This window comes from Congregibacter sp., from assembly GCF_047617445.1.
GTDB lineage: Bacteria > Pseudomonadota > Gammaproteobacteria > Pseudomonadales > Halieaceae > Congregibacter.
In genome coordinates, this window is record NZ_JBLGBE010000026.1 from 26,903 (window position 1) to 42,924 (window position 16,022).

17 protein-coding genes are annotated in these 16,022 nt (G+C 54.4%); 9 read left to right on the top strand and 8 right to left on the bottom strand.

Annotation, left to right across the window (positions count from 1 at the left end; genetic code table 11):
• Positions 1–40: 40 nt before the first annotated feature.
• Positions 41–910 carry an urease accessory protein UreD gene (locus ACI9KD_RS08210; protein WP_414980679.1) on the bottom strand — a complete coding sequence of 290 codons (870 nt, stop codon included), beginning with the start codon at positions 908–910 and terminating at the stop codon, positions 41–43.
• Between the two features lies 1 nt (position 911).
• Between ACI9KD_RS08210 and ACI9KD_RS08215 the strand changes: the two genes are divergently transcribed.
• Complete coding sequence (locus ACI9KD_RS08215; protein WP_414980680.1) at positions 912–1,919, top strand: DUF3187 family protein; 1,008 nt, start codon at positions 912–914, stop codon at positions 1,917–1,919.
• A gap of 76 nt (positions 1,920–1,995) precedes the next feature.
• Complete coding sequence (locus ACI9KD_RS08220) at positions 1,996–2,844, top strand: TauD/TfdA dioxygenase family protein (protein WP_414980681.1); 849 nt, start codon at positions 1,996–1,998, stop codon at positions 2,842–2,844.
• A 26-nt stretch (positions 2,845–2,870) separates the two neighbouring features.
• Here ACI9KD_RS08220 and ACI9KD_RS08225 read toward each other — a convergent pair whose 3' ends face one another.
• Together ACI9KD_RS08225 and ACI9KD_RS08230 are read right to left on the bottom strand one after the other, a co-directional pair.
• Entirely contained in the window at positions 2,871–3,854 is a 984-nt protein-coding gene (locus ACI9KD_RS08225) for a zinc transporter ZntB (protein WP_414980682.1), read from the bottom strand.
• A 90-nt stretch (positions 3,855–3,944) separates the two neighbouring features.
• Positions 3,945–4,199, bottom strand: a complete 255-nt coding sequence (locus ACI9KD_RS08230) for a YkgJ family cysteine cluster protein (RefSeq protein ID WP_414980683.1) — start codon at positions 4,197–4,199, stop codon at positions 3,945–3,947.
• Between the two features lie 380 nt (positions 4,200–4,579).
• Between ACI9KD_RS08230 and ACI9KD_RS08235 the strand changes: the two genes are divergently transcribed.
• The 3 genes from ACI9KD_RS08235 to ACI9KD_RS08245 are packed head-to-tail and all read left to right on the top strand — an operon-like array spanning position 4,580 to position 7,541.
• Positions 4,580–5,038 (top strand): ATP-dependent zinc protease, encoded by a 459-nt coding sequence (locus tag ACI9KD_RS08235; protein WP_414980684.1) that lies wholly within the window; start codon positions 4,580–4,582, stop codon positions 5,036–5,038.
• Positions 5,038–6,561, top strand: coding sequence for a UUP1 family membrane protein (locus ACI9KD_RS08240; protein WP_414980685.1), 1,524 nt, complete (start codon positions 5,038–5,040; stop codon positions 6,559–6,561). The genes ACI9KD_RS08235 and ACI9KD_RS08240 overlap by 1 nt, the downstream gene beginning before the upstream one ends.
• Entirely contained in the window at positions 6,558–7,541 is a 984-nt protein-coding gene (locus tag ACI9KD_RS08245) for an alpha-L-glutamate ligase-like protein (RefSeq protein WP_414980686.1), read from the top strand. The genes ACI9KD_RS08240 and ACI9KD_RS08245 overlap by 4 nt, the downstream gene beginning before the upstream one ends.
• On the opposite strand, the gene ACI9KD_RS08250 is transcribed toward ACI9KD_RS08245, so the two are convergent.
• The gene (locus tag ACI9KD_RS08250) at positions 7,538–9,070 is read right to left on the bottom strand and encodes a succinylglutamate desuccinylase/aspartoacylase family protein (protein WP_414980687.1); all 1,533 of its coding nucleotides are present in this window, start codon (positions 9,068–9,070) and stop codon (positions 7,538–7,540) included. The two genes, ACI9KD_RS08245 and ACI9KD_RS08250, sit on opposite strands and share 4 nt — an antisense overlap.
• 237 nt (positions 9,071–9,307) lie before the next feature.
• Between ACI9KD_RS08250 and ACI9KD_RS08255 the strand changes: the two genes are divergently transcribed.
• Positions 9,308–9,730, top strand: a complete 423-nt coding sequence (locus ACI9KD_RS08255) for a hypothetical protein (RefSeq protein ID WP_414980688.1) — start codon at positions 9,308–9,310, stop codon at positions 9,728–9,730.
• Between the two features lie 141 nt (positions 9,731–9,871).
• Here ACI9KD_RS08255 and ACI9KD_RS08260 read toward each other — a convergent pair whose 3' ends face one another.
• Positions 9,872–10,240, bottom strand: coding sequence for a diacylglycerol kinase (locus tag ACI9KD_RS08260; RefSeq protein ID WP_414980689.1), 369 nt, complete (start codon positions 10,238–10,240; stop codon positions 9,872–9,874).
• A gap of 252 nt (positions 10,241–10,492) precedes the next feature.
• On the opposite strand from ACI9KD_RS08260, the gene ACI9KD_RS08265 reads away from it, so the two are divergent.
• On the top strand, positions 10,493–10,927 hold the full coding sequence (locus ACI9KD_RS08265) for a hypothetical protein (RefSeq protein ID WP_414980690.1): 435 nt from the start codon (positions 10,493–10,495) through the stop codon (positions 10,925–10,927).
• A gap of 82 nt (positions 10,928–11,009) precedes the next feature.
• Here the strand turns inward: ACI9KD_RS08265 and ACI9KD_RS08270 are convergent, their stop codons facing one another.
• The 3 genes from ACI9KD_RS08270 to ACI9KD_RS08280 form a co-directional block, all read right to left on the bottom strand.
• Positions 11,010–11,465, bottom strand: a complete 456-nt coding sequence (locus ACI9KD_RS08270) for an ATP-dependent zinc protease (RefSeq protein WP_414980691.1) — start codon at positions 11,463–11,465, stop codon at positions 11,010–11,012.
• Positions 11,466–11,573: 108 nt separating this feature from the next.
• On the bottom strand, positions 11,574–12,671 hold the full coding sequence (gene solA, locus ACI9KD_RS08275; protein WP_414980692.1) for an N-methyl-L-tryptophan oxidase: 1,098 nt from the start codon (positions 12,669–12,671) through the stop codon (positions 11,574–11,576).
• A 58-nt stretch (positions 12,672–12,729) separates the two neighbouring features.
• On the bottom strand, positions 12,730–14,730 hold the full coding sequence (locus ACI9KD_RS08280) for a DUF3604 domain-containing protein (RefSeq protein WP_414980693.1): 2,001 nt from the start codon (positions 14,728–14,730) through the stop codon (positions 12,730–12,732).
• A gap of 117 nt (positions 14,731–14,847) precedes the next feature.
• On the opposite strand from ACI9KD_RS08280, the gene ACI9KD_RS08285 reads away from it, so the two are divergent.
• On the top strand, positions 14,848–15,819 hold the full coding sequence (locus ACI9KD_RS08285) for a phosphotransferase (RefSeq protein WP_414980694.1): 972 nt from the start codon (positions 14,848–14,850) through the stop codon (positions 15,817–15,819).
• On the top strand, positions 15,816–16,022 hold a 207-nt coding region (locus tag ACI9KD_RS08290), incomplete at its 3' end, for a hypothetical protein (protein ID WP_414980695.1). The genes ACI9KD_RS08285 and ACI9KD_RS08290, both read left to right, overlap by 4 nt.

Below are 16,022 nucleotides of genomic sequence, written 5' to 3' on the forward strand. Positions count from 1 at the left end.
TGTGCATGAGCATAGGCACAGGCTCTATGGTGGGCAAGCATCATGTATGCCAGATTCGTGGTGTTGCCGGTACGGTTCCGCGCAGCTCATCCACAGCTTTACTCCAGAGACGGGCAAAGCCCTCGCGACAGCGCTGTGCATCGTCACCCAGATAGCGCGCAATCATGAGACCACCGCGCTGCGTTACCGTGAATGCCCCGTTGTTAGACGCACTGTTGACGCTGCTCAGCCAGTGATCTATCAGGGGTGCAGTCGGCATTTCAGTCAGCAGCATGATGCCAACAGTGCTTTGATTCTGCATCCCCATACGTGACTGACTCACCCGGTCTCCTGCTTCAAAAGCGAGCCGTTCAATCAGCAGCGCCTGACCCTCACGGTAGACTTCAAGGTTCTGCTGGAGCCGCCCTCGAGAAAAGGTCTCGCCGCAGGCCGGTCGTCCCAGAACTACTACATCCCAAAAGGCCAGTTCTGAGGTTTCCTTAAGGTCAATACGTGTCCTTAGCTGAGCGTTTACGCCATTGAACAGTATGGTTTCCTGAGGGAGCCATTCGAGCCGGCCCTCGTGCACCGACAGATGGACTGTCTGTCGCTGGCTTTCCTTGTGATCAGTGACGGTATAGAACCTGCCAGCCGAAGGCGTCGTGATAAGGGCTTCGCCACTTTCAAGAGCAACATTAATTTGTAGCTCGTCACCCAGAACCACGCCACCCGGGGGATGCAGGAGATAACAGTGCGCCTTGCCTGTGGGTTCGGGATAGAACAGACGTTGAACGCGAAGAGGGCCTTCGTGCAAGCAGTGATTCAGGCGCGTGCGACCACCACTTTCCTTAAAGGAAAGATCCAGTTGGGCGCGCCACTGCCGGAGAGGCTTGCTAGACTCCGCTGCGAATTCAAGGGTTTTTGAGAGCATAATGTCTACCTTACCGCATTGCCTCTGTTTTTGGCGCCTCGCAGGGCTAGTAAGCTCTGTTGTCACTCTGAGTCTCCCTGCAATAGCCAATGACGCGGCGCTTACTGCGCCGGTGGCAAGCCGAAACCTCTCTCCGCTCTACGCAAATCTGGGAATACCCGTGATGAGTAGCGCTTTCGCACTGGAAAAAGGCGAGCTCGAACTGGACTGGACCCTGCACTGGGCCAGTCACTCTGTATTCGAACGCTCTGACGATCAGATACTGTCGTTGGATGGGGAAACACGTCGCCAGGACTTTCGTGCACAGCTGGGTTTGGGGAAAGGCGTGGCGCTGTCTTTGAGTCTCCCCTACATCAGTCACAGTGGCGGCCAACTCGATACCTTTATCGATGATTGGCATGCATTTTGGGGCATGCCCGATGGTCCCCGTGCCGCTCAACCCATAGACGCACTGCGGTTCTCCTATACGGGGTCGTCGGGCTTTGATTTAAACTCAGGTCGTTCCGGGTTTGGGGATGCGGAAATCGCTGCCAGTTTTACAGCGGTTTCCGCCGAGCAATGGACCTTAGGAGTTTTCGCACACTACAAGTTCGCTTCGGGTGACGTAGATGACTTCACGGGTAGTGGCGAACAGGGAGTCTCGCTGGGTGTCCGGTGGAGTCACAACGCCTGCCTTGCTGCCCTGTTCAGCTGTCACCTTCAATTGGGCGTGAGTGGCGTCGGTGACAGTGAGTTCGATTCGGGGTCTGAAATCTTAGTGCCTTTTGCTGGTTTGTCGCTGGCTTGGGAGCTTGGCAGCGCTGTGGCCTTGCTCGCACAAGTTGATGCCCATGACGTGGTGTATGACGCGAGCCCGCTTGCGGCAAATGGGCCTGCTATCTGGGGCACCCTGGGTCTACGCTGGCAGCCACGAGATCGGTGGTTGATTGACGCCCAGTTTGTAGAAGACTTGGCAGTGGGCAGTGCGCCGGACATAAGCTTCCGATTTGCGCTTTCACGCTCATTTTGATCGGCAGCGTGCGCAAGCAGTCTTTTTGCGACACTGCTAGACTGGTTGTTTGGGCGAACAATAAGGACATATAGCCATGAATATTAGTATCGAACCGTCGGGACAAGCCTGCGGAGCCAGAGTGCTGGGATTAGATTTATCGCAGCCACTTTCTGATGAGACCGTACAAGCCTTGCGAGCCGCCTGGCTAGAGCATCATGTTCTAGCGTTCCCCGACCAGTCGCTTACTGATGACCATTTGGAGCACTTCACTGGCTACTTTGGACCCTTTGGCGAGGACCCCTTTATCGCGCCGCTGCCTGGTCGAGAACATGTGATTGCTGTGGAGCGTCGAGCACAGGAACAAGCTCCGCTCTTCGCCGAAGCTTGGCACAGTGATTGGAGCTTTCAAGCTACTCCGCCCATCGGCACCTGTCTGTATGGCATCACGATTCCTCCCACGGGAGGGGACACTTTGTTTGCCAATCAACACAAGGCCTTGGATACATTGCCCTCGGCGCTGCGTCACCGCATCGAAGGACTCATGGCCATGCACTCTGCAAAAGTCGGCTACGCACCGGACGGACTGTATGGAGCCGCTGATGCCGCAAGTGATCGAAGTATGGATATTCGTCCGTCACCGGATGCACAGGCAGTGCAATCACATCCTCTTATTCGTCGCCACAGCGAGACCGGACGCGCGTCGCTATACAGCTGCCTGGGGTACATCGTGGGCATCGAGGGAAGGTCGGACGAAGAGGCTGTGGAGCTGCTGATGGAGCTCTACGGCTGGCAGACTCGCGATGAAAATATCTACAACCATCAGTGGGAAGAGGGCATGTTGATCATGTGGGACAATCGCTGCCTGCTCCATCGCGCGACGGGTGGATATGATGGTCATGACCGCTTACTTCACAGGACTACTATCGGTGCCGGTTCTCTGTGAGTCGGTAGAGGAGTTCGTGACGCTGGCTAGAACCAGCGTCGCATTTTGAAGATCAGAGTCAAGCCTATGCCTGCTAAAGCGCATAACAGAACGACGATCCAGAAGGCGTAGTCATTGTTGATGCCGGGCATGCCACCAACATTGATGCCCATAAGGCCGGTTAGAAAGCCCAAGGGTAGAAATATCACCGCAGCCACGGTGAATAGATAGCTCCGAGCGTTCATCTGCTCGGCAATGCGGCTGCTGAGCTCTTCTTGCGCCAAAACAGCCCGGTCCCTCACTTCATCCATGTCTTCGATATGTCGAATCAATCGATCATTGATTTCTCTCAGTCGTAGACGGTTTAGATCGTCTAGCCAGCTCAGGCTTTCGGCAACTAATCGGTTCATGGCTTCTCGCTGCGGTGAAAGATAGCGCCGCACCGAGATGATTTGCTTGCGAAGCGTTGCCAGTTCTATGCGAATCCCGGCGGACTCTGCGTTTAGCAAACGCTCTTCGATGGTCAATACGCGGTTCTCGAAACCCTCAATGGTGTCGGTCATTCTTGCGGTAATTCGCTCCGTCCAGATCACCAGAAGCTCTACGGTATTTTTAGGGCCGTTCCCCGACGCCAACTCATCCAGTACATCAGTGGTCGAAGTGAGGTTGCGACGCCGTGTGCTGATCAAGTGTGTGCCGTCAGTCCAAATACGCAGAGACACCATGTCGTCCGGGTCTTCGCCTGGATTCAGGTTGATGCCGCGCAGAGTCAGCAGTAAATTATTCCCGCGATTTAAGGCCCGAGGCCTGGTCTCTGAATTGGTGAGAGAGCTATAGGCAATATCGTTGAGGCCGCTTTCTTCGCGGAGCCAGCGCTGAGCGTCTTCATCCTCGAAATCAAAGTGTAACCAAAGGCAGCCTTGATCGGCTGTCCAAGATGCCACTTGTGACCATTCGTAGGGGCAACTCCCGCCAAATCCATCTAGAAGTAGGGCGTGAACGAGACCTGTAGGAGGGCTGTTATCGGGCATTGGACTCTCGCTTAGCGGTCAGGTGGCAGCGTTGATAGTGCAGTGACTGAGTGGGCTGCGCAAGCGCGGCGAGCAGCGTAAAGATGGGTATCAAGAGGTTTGTAATTCCATCAAAGTGGTCAGCTGCTCCGCTTCACTTCGAGAGGCGCCACAGGTATCTGCTTGAGGCCTAAACCGCGCGCAGACATCCGGGTACTGCGTAGTTCCCCAGATTCGACAGCGATAGTCCGTGGTGTCCAAATTGACACAGGGGATGCCCGCGGGTTTCCCCTGGGGCATTCCGGGAAGTGGGCTAGATATTGATGGTGCGATGCAGCAGGCACCGCATTTTTCACGACAAATCATAGAGTATCATCAGTGGCATGGTCAGCGTGCTCGGTATAGCTGTGGTATTGCGAGGCCCTAGTAGTACGACGATGCCCATCGCTATACTTGCCAGGGGTGGGCCCGTACGATGTTTGTTCACTCAATGATGACAGATATAAAGAGTTGCTTGCATGATGATTTGCTATCGCGGCCTATTACTAGGCGTTTGCGTTATTTTTCTTGCCGCGTGTCAAACAACAGCGCCGATTGTGGAGACGCAAAGCGCGCCCGCGTGTCCCATAGTTGAGCCTCTGGAGTGTCCGGTGTGCGCGATACAAGAGTGCCCAACTCAGACGCCGCTTGATGTGCCCGCGGTCGAATGCCCGTCGATACCTCAAAGCTCTTGTTCAAGCGATGGGGTGACCTCCAGATACCCGTTGATCGGTGAGCAGGAGTGGGCGCTTGTGGAGCCTGGCGATCTAGTTCTCGAGGCGCGAATTGATACCGGGGCGGAAACATCGTCGATTCACGCAGAGAACATCCAACTGCTGGAGAAAGACAGTAAGCGCTGGGTGCGCTTTACCGTAAAGGCCCCTGATAGCGATCGCGAGATTCAGTTGGAGCGACGTTTGCATCGGCGGATCTTGGTGAAGCAAACAGGCAGCGAAGACTACGATCGTCGCTATGTTGTCCGAATGTGGATAACACTCGGTGACACCCGGACGTGGCTCGATGTAAGCCTGTCAGACCGTGATGATTTCGAATTTCCACTACTTATTGGACGTAACATGCTTATGGACGCGTTTGCCGTTGATGTAAGCCAGCATCACACACTGCCAAAGCCGGCTCCCAAGCCGGCCAAAGAAAAGGTGCAGTAATGGTCGCCTCAAGAACCCAGATTGGAATCATTGCCGGAGGTTTGATGATCTTTGGCCTGGGTCTGACGCTGTACAAATCCCTGTCTTTGGGACTGCCCCTACTGCCAGAAAAGTATCAAGACGTGTGGACCGTTGAGTCGAAGATCAGTTTTTACCCCACCGACGGCCCGGTAGAGGTGACCTTAAGTCTGCCGGAGGACAACAATGGCTGGGTCATTCTCAATGAGAACTTCGCGTCCTCGGGCTTTGGCTTTACCGTTGCTAACGGGGATCAAAAGCGCGATGCCCAGTGGACCAAGCAAACGGTGAGCGACTTCACGACCGTTTACTACAAAACACAGGTTTATGATCAGGACGCCGCGCGCAGGCCTCAGGGCTTGTCGACGAACTTGTCTGAGCTACCGCGACTCACTGACACACAAAGCAAAGCTTTTGATCTGTTTGTGGCGCAGCTTCAAGAAAAGTCCTCGAGCCAGTCAACCTTCGTATCGCTGCTGCTTCAGGAATTTGCCGGTGGCAGTAACCAGGATGTGCAGTTCATTCTCAGCGATCTGCATGACAGTAAGGTAAATGTGATTCGTTATTTACTCACCTATGCGGGCATCCCATCGCATCCTATTCGAGGTATACAGCTAGAAGATGGGCGCCGGCGACAGGTTCTCAGCACGCTTTTGGAAGCCTTTGTGGATGACGAATGGCGGATACTAAACCCGGCCGATGGTAGTGCGGGCATGCCTGAAAATTTTTATCTGTGGAAACGCGGCGAAGACGCGGTACTGACCGTATTAGGCGGCGAAAAATCCAGCTTGGAATTTGCCTTGGTTAAAAACAGTGTGCCGATCAGAACGGTTGTGAGTATGGAACAGCGCTCCGAAGAGTTTGCGCTGTTGGACTTTTCTATTTATGCCCTACCGGTCGAGCAGCAGGGCATTTTTAAAGGTCTTTTGCTTATCCCCGTGGCCGCGTTGGTGGTTGTCTTTATGCGCATTGTTGTGGGGTTAAGCACCTCCGGCACATTTATGCCAATCCTTATAGCACTGGCACTTATCCAGACGACACTGCTTGTGGGGCTGACGATCTTTTTGATGGTTGTAGGCGTGGGTCTTTGGATTCGCTCTTACCTCAGCCATATGAATCTGCTCCTGGTATCCCGCGTTGCGTCTGTGGTTATTGTCGTAATACTACTTATGGCAGCGATCGCGATCCTTAGTTATAAATTGGGTATCGATCAGGCGCTTACGGTGACGTTTTTCCCGACGATTATTCTGGCCTGGACTATCGAGCGCATGTCGATTCTCTGGGAGGAAGAAGGGGGGCATGAGGTCTTCATTCAGGGGGGGGGGAGTTTGCTGGTCGCGGTGTTGGCGTACCTGGTGATGTCAAACCGCTACATCGAGCACTTGACCTTTAACTTTCCTGAGCTACTGCTGACGCTTCTTGGTGTGATTCTGCTTATGGGGAAATACACGGGCTACCGACTCTCTGAGTTGTATCGGTTTCGAGAAATGAAGAAGCTCGTATGATTCACCTTGTATCGCCAAAAACGCTTCATTCCCTGGGCATCGTGGGAATGAATCAACGCAACATCAGTTTTATTGGCAAGAATAATCAGCGCAAAAACTATCGTCTGGTGGACGACAAATTGCTCACTAAACAGATCGCCATCGATAAGGGCGGAATACCCGTGCCGGAGTTGTACGGTGTCGTGAGTTACCTCTTTGAGATGGCCGGTTTCCTCAAGCAGATTCGCCATCGGCAGAGCTTTGTGATCAAGCCGGCCCAGGGCAGCGGTGGAAAGGGGATACTTGTGGTCACTGGTCGTGATGGGGACGGCTATATCAAATCGAGTGGCGTTCGCATCGATGATTCGGATATCCGTCACCACATCACCAATATCCTTGCGGGACTCTACAGTCTCGGCGGTAGAACCGATAAAGCTATGGTCGAAGCTCTTATCGACTTTGACCCGTCCCTGAAGGCCTATAGCTATGAGGGCGTTCCTGATATCCGGGTCATAGTATTTCAGGGCGTGCCGTTGATGGCGATGATGCGTTGTGCGACGCACAAATCTGATGGTAAGGCCAACCTCCATCAGGGTGCGGTGGGTGTGGGCTTGGATATCGCTACCGGTCAGAGTGTCTGCGCGGTACAAAATGGGGTGCTTGTGACCAAGCACCCGGATACCGGGGCTGTGCTAACCACGTTGCAAGTTCCGCTTTGGGACAGGATTCTCGAAATTGCAGCGAGCTGCAACGCAATGACAGGCCTGGGTTACATTGGCGCTGACGTGGTACTAGACCGTCAGTACGGTCCTATGTTGCTTGAACTGAATGCGCGTCCCGGCTTAGCTATTCAGGTCGCGAACCAGGCAGGGCTGCGTCATCGAGTGGTGATTGCACAGGATATTGTCGCCAGCACCGATGACCCTGCGGAGCGAATAGCGCTTGCCAAACAGCGCTTTGGCGCTTTGGCTGCAGCATCGCGCGCCTCAGTCGTTAGTTAGCGCCCGGCTTCATCGTCTTCAAGCAGTTCAGTGGTTAACAGCCCATCATTGCTTTTGAGGCTTGCCTGCTCGGTAGGTGACGGAAGGCTTTGGTCATTGTCCGGATCTTCATCGTCTGCAGGCTCGATCAACAGCCGGTCCTGTCCCTCGAGGCTGCTCTTTGGGTTGCCGGGAGGGTCTGCTGTGGGGTCAATGCCTAAGTGATAAGCAGCAAAGCCTGGATGCATCACCTGGTTGAGCGCCATGCCGATCACGCGTCCATGTGCGGGGCTGAGGATTTCGCTGCGTTGATTAGTGATGGGGTTGGTGACGGCGCCGAGCACCTCATCTGGTTTTACCCTTGCGCCCAGCTTGGTCTCGCTGATGAGAATCCCCCCTTTGCTGGCTCGTACCCAAGTAGACTGGTAGTAAACCGGTGCATCAGACCGCTTCCGTGATTTAGGGCTGCCGATAAGACCCAGGCCATTTAGAGCCGCGCGTACGCTTCGAACGCTATCTTCTACTGCCTCCTTGTTCAACTCATTGGGCGCCCCTGCTTCTAAGGTCACCGTGGGTATGCCTACTTCGCTAGCGGCGCGACGCAGGCTGCCCTTTGCTCCCTTACTTTGAAGTACGACGATGCGCCCCATAGTTTCAGCAAGTTCCTGAATCGCCGGATAGCTCAGGTCGGCGCGCAGCTGGGGCAGGTTGGTGCGACGAAAAGACCCGGTGTGTAGGTCAATAAGCATGTCGCATTGACTGATGACTTCTTTGAAGAACGAATGTGCGATGCGTGATGCGGCACTGCCCTTAGGATTACCGGGGAAAAACCGATTGAGGTCGCGGCGATCCGCCAGATAGCGTGAGCCTGCCCGAAAACCCTGGAGGTTGACGATAGGCACCCCGATGATGGCACCGGACAGAGTGTCAGCATTGATGTTGTAGAGCACGCGTCGCACTGTTTCGATACCGTTAATTTCATCGCCATGTAAAGCGGCGGTGAGGCATAGCCGTGGTCCGGGCTTTGTTCCATTCACGACTAACACAGAGGTCGGTGCGGAAATCCCGAGAAAGCTAACGCTGGGAGACCAGGCAAGACGCGTCGTTGTGCCTGGCAGCACCTCGGCGCCTAGCAAAATCAGCTGTCGTTTCGACGAGCTGGCTGGAGCATCATCCCCATCCCCGGGCTCCTCGTCCGCGAAAGTGTCGCTAGATACAACTACTGCGTCTTCAGTCTCTGCTGACCTTAACTGTTGCTCCTTGGCTTTTGCTAGAGGGATTACTGCCGCTGCTGGCTCAGGTATCAACTCGGAGGGATCCTCCACCACCTCTTTGAGGTCGATATTTTCTGCAGGCTTTGCTTTTGAAACGAGCGACTCGTCGGGTCTCGTTTCAAGCGTGGACTCGACAACGACCGAGATAGTGCCTGGAGCGTCCGAGGATGGATTCTGCGCACTAACGCTCAGCGTGACTGTCAGGACTGTCCACAGCCCGAACGTGATCAGTAGCGGGGCGAGCTTATTGGCAGTGCTGCTGAGTAAAGCTGACAATGTGGGCTATCGCATCCTTTCTCAAAACATGAATCGCAGAACGTTGAATTTCCGTGACTGTATCACCACGACGAAGCTGCGACGCCAATTCCTTGCTTGTTATCGTTTCCGTTGACCGTATTCGCGGAGTAAGACAAGTCCTAGTCAGGCTATTCGTGACAGAAACCGCATAATCAGGCACCAAATATCGGCGCGTTTGGTTATTAAGCGTGTTCGCGAGAATTGTGTTGAAACGCTGTGATCGATTCTAATAGCCTCAGCCGCTATCTGCTGCCAGATCGCCGGAGTGGACGTGTATTTCTCAAGATATTTCCCGTAGCACGGCTCATGCTAGGGGCCATTGTGGTCGGTGTGACTCGTTACGGTGATCAACGCGCCGAGCCAGCGCCTGTAGAAGGCGTTGCGCAAACGCTGTTGGATTTCCCCAGGACACACCCCACATTCGATCAGTTTCGCGATTTGAATACCCAAGGCAATGAAATGGTGCGCATTGATGCGGGCCGCGAGGGATCTCGGATTGTTGCTTCGGATAAGCTGCAGGACAAGTCCTCCCGGGAATACTTTGAGCGTGCTGTAGAGCTTCCCAAAGGTCGGGTGATTGTCTTACCCGTAGAGTTTAATAAAGAGCGGGGTGCCATCGATCAAGCCATTGCCGGATAGCCCCGCCTGCATGGCAGCCTGGACGGTCTTTCCCCGAAAGATGGTTTGCGGGTTGTCCTCGCCAGTAGCGGCTATCACCTGGTGGACGACCGCGACGACCCGGTGACCGTCGGGCGTTAGAGCGTGCCCGCCCAACCAGATTTAAAGGCTGTGGTACAGCGCATCACCGTAAACGAGTGTTACGCATGTCATAGCGATAAACACCGCAGCCGAACCCATGTCCTTAGCCCGGCCCAAAAGCTCGTTGTGCTCCAGGCTAATAGCATCCGCCAGCGCCTCTAAGGCTGAATTGATTAATTCGGTCAGTAGTAGCAGTAAGAGACTTAAAATTAACAGTAGCAGTTGATTGCGAGATTCGGCGATATAAAAAGCCAGTGGGCACAGTAGCACCGCTAATAGTAGTTCCTGCCGAAATGCGGCCTCGTGGCGCAGGGCTGACCCAAAACCCTTGTAGGTACAAACCGCCGCTTTAAAGATGCGCGTCAGGCCCGTGCCGTTGGGTTTATTCATAAAAATTAACTGTCTATTTCTAATAAGGGTGCGCAATCTTAAGCCGCAGTGTGAGACCTATCAATGTGCACATCAATATTCCATGAACGGATGCCAGCCCGGCGTTTATAATAGCGCCGAGACTGCGGTGCAATGTCCAGTAGTTGCGTAGTCCGAAGCGCCAGCCGGGTCTGCTTACTTTTAAGACGTCCTAAGAGCCGAAACTTGCCTAGAGTCCTATTCTGTCGCCACCTGGACCTCAGCATAGCTTCAATGGCCTTGTTGCTGACCCCCACGCTTGCTGTCGCTCAGGGCAGTATGCCGTTTTCTCTGGAGTATTTGCGTGAGCCTGCAGCGCAGTGGGGCTTGTTGATCGAGGAGGTGGCGAGCAACAGCTACTTGCTCTGGGAGGCAACGATCCCAAACGATATTCCGCTAGCGTCCAGCGAACCCTCGAGCAACGAGTCGCTGGTCATTGAGGAGGTGGTGGTGCATTCGAGCCGCTATCGTTGGAGCCGCCAGCAAGGCAGTACGGCAATTCTTAGTGCCGAAGACCTTATCAAGCGCCCGGTATCTTCCGGCAGTGCCTCGGTGGGTACTTCTGCGCGGCCCCGGGTGCGTGGCGAAATTGAGTTTTTTTTCAGCGGCGCCTATCCGCTCAAATATGGAGACCGGCTTGGTCGCGTCTCGATGTATTGGAAGCATTAATTGGAGTTCCGGGGCTGTTTTGCCCGGGAATGGCGATATCACTCCTGCGCATCCTGAGAACGTCAAATGCCTGGAGCTTGCCTTACGCCGTTGTACTCATTTGCCGTTTTCGCTTTCCGATCAGGTAGGAGCCTGACGGATCGACAGTAAACGCCCCCTGAATCGCCGTACGTCCGAGTAAGACTCTGAACTTCATAGTGTCTCTATCAGTCAGCGTGACCTCTACGGTCTGCTCATGGTCGCCAATGGTCATTGTGGTTTCTATAACGTAACGCAGCTCTTCGTGACCGCCGGAGTCTCTAACAACGCGCTGCTCAAGAACAGGAGCAGAGCATTGAACTACATCGCTGCTGTCTGTCTGGCTGGGGTGGATGTCAAAGCGGACCCAGGTTGCCCCCTCGTTGTCATAGGACTCGACCTTAAAGGCGTGCAGACAGGAAGTGCGTGCGCCGGTGTCGACTTTTGCCTTAATTTGCGCGATGCCAATATCCGGGAAGCCGACCCACTCGCGCCACCCCAGTGTTCTAAGTTCTGCCATGGTGTATCACTGAATTCAACGTACTCTGTTTTATCCGGGTGAAATTGTTCTTCCGCTGCCCGAGAGCGCTGGACCAAGCGATGAAGCAAAAGGGCTCTGCGCCGGGCCTTAGCGAAATCTAGCGCTGGACATAAATCCGGTGTCAAGATTAGACGCGGTCCCGGTGGCTAAGTCTACTAATAGCTCGCCCAAGACCGGGGCAAACTTGTAGCCGTGACCCGATAGTCCTGCTGTGTACGCGACATTATGCAAGCCCGGGTAGTGGTCCAGAATAAAATCGTCATCGGGAGTGCGGGTGTAAAAGCAACTGCGATGCTCCAGACGCTCAGACTGTACCCCAGGAAGGTATTCTGCGACAAAGTCTTCAATACGTTTGTCGTCTTCAGTTGAACGGTTTCTGTGGGCGGTCAATGGGTCCGTAACTGGCTCTCCACCAGAGTGTTCTGCCAGTTTTAGGCGGCCGTTACTGGACGGGAAGCCATAGAAAGCCCCATGGGGCAGTTCATAAAAAAAGCCATTCCTATAGCGATCGTCGTGACAGCGAAACCAGTGCAGATGTTTTCTGTCGACCCGCAGCGGCAGTTTTAGTTGAGGTAGGAGGGTAGTGCTCCATGGCCCCGCGGCAATCACCAGTGCGCCCGCACTAAAGTCACCCTGGTCGGTTTTCACCAGTACTGCGTCGCCCTGTGACTCCCAGCCTAAAATGCCGGCTCCGTGGCGATGCTCGGCGCCAGCGCTCTTTGCTTGATCGATGTGGGTTTGAACGCAGCGCTCAACCGGTAGCCACCCTGCATCGGGCTCAAAGATTGCGACGGAGTGTTCGGGTACGACATATTGAGGAATATCGCTGGCTTGGAGTTTATCGATCCGGAGCTTGTGCTGATTCGCTGACGCCAGGACACCGGCAATGATTTCACCGTCCTGGGGTCCGATATAGACGCCGCCGGTTCTTTGCAAAAGAGATTCATCCAGTTCATCCCAGAGCGTATAGCTGCGACGCAGTAGCGGCACATAATCAGCGTGCTCAAAATACGAGAGACGTATGAGTCGCGACTCACCGTGAGAGCTGCCACGATCGTGAGCGGGCGGAAAGCGATCGATGCCCAGACATTTCAGTCCGCGGCTGGCAGCACTAAAGAGGGCCGCGCTGCCAATACCCCCCGTGCCCAGAACAATGAGGTCATAGCTACGGTCAATATCGGTCATCAAGCGCACCCTTAAACTGATCGCCATGAGAGGCATTCACTGCAGGATACATGCCCATTTACTCGCTTGACTGAGCGGGGCTATACCAAATCGGTGAAGTGTAGGCGCGCTCCTGTATTGTGGCTGGACCTTCATAAGGGGTCTCTATCCCCATTGCTACAGCATCTAACTGGGAATGCCTTACTGTGGGTATCTGCAGCACCCGTGCGTAGTACACCGCCTTCGCCCGTGGATTAAATTCCGGGTCTATCCATACGGTGGTAAGTTGTGCGGCACCCATGGTGTTGGCGGTTTTACCCGTGCGAATATTAGCGGTATTACCAACCGGGCTTAACTTACCGTTGGCGTCCAGCTCGCGGCCTTCTGACCAGGCAATGTTGAAGATTTTCTCTTGTGCTTGCTTGTCTGTATCCAACCAGCTTTTCACAATTTGAATGCGGTCAAGGTTGTGGTCTAAAACACCCTTAAGAGCGCTCACAAGAAAGCTTGGCGCGCCGCCGTCTGGCGCTTGGCTTAGCTCGCCGCCCATGGGAACGCCTTTGGCATAGCCGGTGGCAGCGAGGTCTGTGCTCGCTAAATCGGCCTCACTGAAATCCCAGCCGGCAAATAAACGCACGGCAATCCGCGGCCCGGTCGTGGCATAGGTTTCCCGGCGTTTCATGGCCGCTATGATTTCTTCGCGTGTGTTTTCTTTTGCCCATACGGCCGCCAGGCCACCCGCCGACATGTTCCAGCCATTAAAGCTATCGACGCCATTAGAATAGATGTCACCGCTGCCAAGCTCGTTGCGGCGTTTATTCTCGGGTATTGAATCAATGGATACCTTGCCCCAGAAGTTGGGCTCCTCAGCCGAGGCCATACCCGAGTGCGAGTCGGTTGAACCTATCATGCCAAATTTAAAGGGATTAACGCCGAGCTCCTGTTCTATTTCCAGTCCCGCTTTTAAAGCGCTACGTGCCGTATCGCCGGGCTGAATTTTGTAGTCCTGCGCTTGCGGAACCCGTTGGAGGTAAAAGTTAAATCGCTCGAAATTCGCAAACTCATCGTTGGGCGCAAGATCGGGGTGAGTTTCGCTGTCGCCCTTGATTTGGGTGACTTCCACCAGAGTTTCCCATTTCGCGCGCTTGCTCGCGTAGTCGGCATTGAGCGCGTCACCGTTAAGCTGCTGCTTGGCAAACATATAGCCTTTGGATAGATTTGAATTGTGGGGAATGGATATAAAGCTTGCACCCGTCTCTAAAGAAATTGCTGCCAAGCTATCCCACAGCTGCTCGGGGTAGGGGGCGTCGTCTGAGCCCACGGGATCAAAGGTACTGGCAGTTTTTCCGTCGGTGTCCGACACGACAATACGATGTAGGTTGGCGCCACTGGCCGTTTGCGACCATTCCCAACCTACCAAGGCCGTAAATACCCCGGGCTCGTAATGCCTGTCAGCCGTTTGCATGGATCGTTGCCACTGGGATGCAGAGAGACGCGCCGCCGTCTCATCGTCCACTAAACCGATGGTCTCCAGACCACCGTTGGTACCCGCATCGATAGCCGCTTGCACCGGGTCGGCGGTATCGCCCGAAATGATCTCGGGCTCTGGTAGCAGTCCAGTAAAAAACTTGGTGCCCTCTACCGGATCCTCAATAAAATACGCCATCACTTTTACAAGGAACCAGGACTTTATGCGCGCAAAGACACCCATCGTGCTGGTGTCTGCCTCGCCGCTCATGACCAGGGGTACAACACCCAGGTATTCGGCATGGTCTGCTACCGATAAAAAGTCCAATGGTTGCTGAATCTGAACCCGCGTTTTAGTGTAAGGATGAATAACGGGCTCGCCCTTAGCGTAGCGATACGACACATCCGGGTCCGCAGAACGGTTACCGGCCATGTAAGCATCAACCGAATAAGAGCTGTGCAAATGCGTGTCGCCCCAGAGCAATTTATCGGGCTGTTGTGTGCTGGGCTGTGTGCTGGGCTGTGTGCTGGACTGTGCGCTGGACCCACTAGCCACTAGCGCCATCAGTAATAACCCCAATGCTTTGGCGTGCGGCCGCTTCTTATTCTTCATATGTGCTGCTCTTCCCGTTCGTTAAAAACCACCAAAATAGAAGTTTGCGCGTTTTTGAATGTTACAACAATCGTACACGTGGCGATTCATCGTTATATTGTGCTTATGCATACATCTGTGACTGACACCGTCCTTTCCGCCACTGGCGCGCAGGGGATTCGCAGCGCCACCGTGATTCAATCGCTATGGAGCGGCTACGGCGAGATTGTGCGAATTGAGTTACAGGGCGGCGGGTATCCATCGGTGATTCTCAAGCACATCAAACTGCCAGAGGCGGGCCCTCATCCCCGGGGTTGGAACACGAGTCGTTCGCACAATCGCAAGGTGCGTTCTTACCAGGTGGAAGCTCATTGGTATAAGAACTACGCCCATCAATGTGACGGTGCCTGCCCGGTGCCGGGCTGTCTGGCCGTTAGTGCTGCCGCGAATGAAACTTTATTGGTGCTAACCGACCTGGATGCCATGGGGTTCGATCTTCGAAAAGAGGTCGTGACCATTGAGGATATTTACGCCTGTCTGGATTGGCTGGCGAGTTTTCACGCAACGTTCCTCGGTAGCTCACCGGAGGGGCTTTGGGAGTGTGGCAGCTATTGGCATCTTGCTACCCGCCCCGATGAATTGGCTGCCCTTGAGGATGTTCGCCTGCGAGAAGCAGCCTCGCTTATCGATCAGGAGTTGGCGCGGTGTCGCTTTCAGACCCTGGTTCACGGTGATGCCAAGTTGGCCAATTTTTGCTTTACCGGTGACACTCCGATACCGGGCGTAGCCGCTGTGGACTTTCAGTATCTGGGGCGGGGCTGTGGCATGAAGGACCTGGCCTATTTTGTGGGCAGTTGCTTGCGCGAAGACGAGTGTGAGGCTTGGGAAGGTGACTTGTTGGACTATTATTTCACCCGCCTGCGTGCTCAGCTTGAGCAGAAACAACCCGGAATAGATGCCGATGCTTTAGAGGGTGAATGGCGAGGGCTCTACGATGTCGCCTGGGCGGATTTTCATCGGTTTCTTAAGGGCTGGAGTCCCGGCCATTGGAAAATCAATAGCTACAGCGAGAAGCTGACCTCCCGCGTCATCGAGCGACTGCAGCCGTGAGTCAGGCTGTGCTGCCTTTACAGTCCCTCGTTGATATCGCCATACAAGCCGCGCGAGAGGCGGGTGAGTGTATTCGCAGCACGGACCGCAGCATATTGCAGCGGCAATTTAAGGAAGCTGGTAGTAGCGCGGCATCCCAGCTTGTTACCGAAGTGGATCTTCGCAGTGAGGCCCTTATACGCGAGGCTCTGCAGGCAACGTGT

Coding starts and splice junctions, on each gene's coding strand:
- ACI9KD_RS08210 (WP_414980679.1), bottom strand. CDS start 910: ATGCTCTCAAAAACCCTTGAATTCGCAGCGGAGTCTAGCAAGCCTCTC.
- ACI9KD_RS08215 (WP_414980680.1), top strand. CDS start 912: ATGTCTACCTTACCGCATTGCCTCTGTTTTTGGCGCCTCGCAGGGCTA.
- ACI9KD_RS08220 (WP_414980681.1), top strand. CDS start 1,996: ATGAATATTAGTATCGAACCGTCGGGACAAGCCTGCGGAGCCAGAGTG.
- ACI9KD_RS08225 (WP_414980682.1), bottom strand. CDS start 3,854: ATGCCCGATAACAGCCCTCCTACAGGTCTCGTTCACGCCCTACTTCTA.
- ACI9KD_RS08230 (WP_414980683.1), bottom strand. CDS start 4,199: ATGATTTGTCGTGAAAAATGCGGTGCCTGCTGCATCGCACCATCAATA.
- ACI9KD_RS08240 (WP_414980685.1), top strand. CDS start 5,038: ATGGTCGCCTCAAGAACCCAGATTGGAATCATTGCCGGAGGTTTGATG.
- ACI9KD_RS08245 (WP_414980686.1), top strand. CDS start 6,558: ATGATTCACCTTGTATCGCCAAAAACGCTTCATTCCCTGGGCATCGTG.
- ACI9KD_RS08260 (WP_414980689.1), bottom strand. CDS start 10,240: ATGAATAAACCCAACGGCACGGGCCTGACGCGCATCTTTAAAGCGGCG.
- ACI9KD_RS08265 (WP_414980690.1), top strand. CDS start 10,493: ATGGCCTTGTTGCTGACCCCCACGCTTGCTGTCGCTCAGGGCAGTATG.
- ACI9KD_RS08270 (WP_414980691.1), bottom strand. CDS start 11,465: ATGGCAGAACTTAGAACACTGGGGTGGCGCGAGTGGGTCGGCTTCCCG.
- solA (WP_414980692.1), bottom strand. CDS start 12,671: ATGACCGATATTGACCGTAGCTATGACCTCATTGTTCTGGGCACGGGG.
- ACI9KD_RS08280 (WP_414980693.1), bottom strand. CDS start 14,730: ATGAAGAATAAGAAGCGGCCGCACGCCAAAGCATTGGGGTTATTACTG.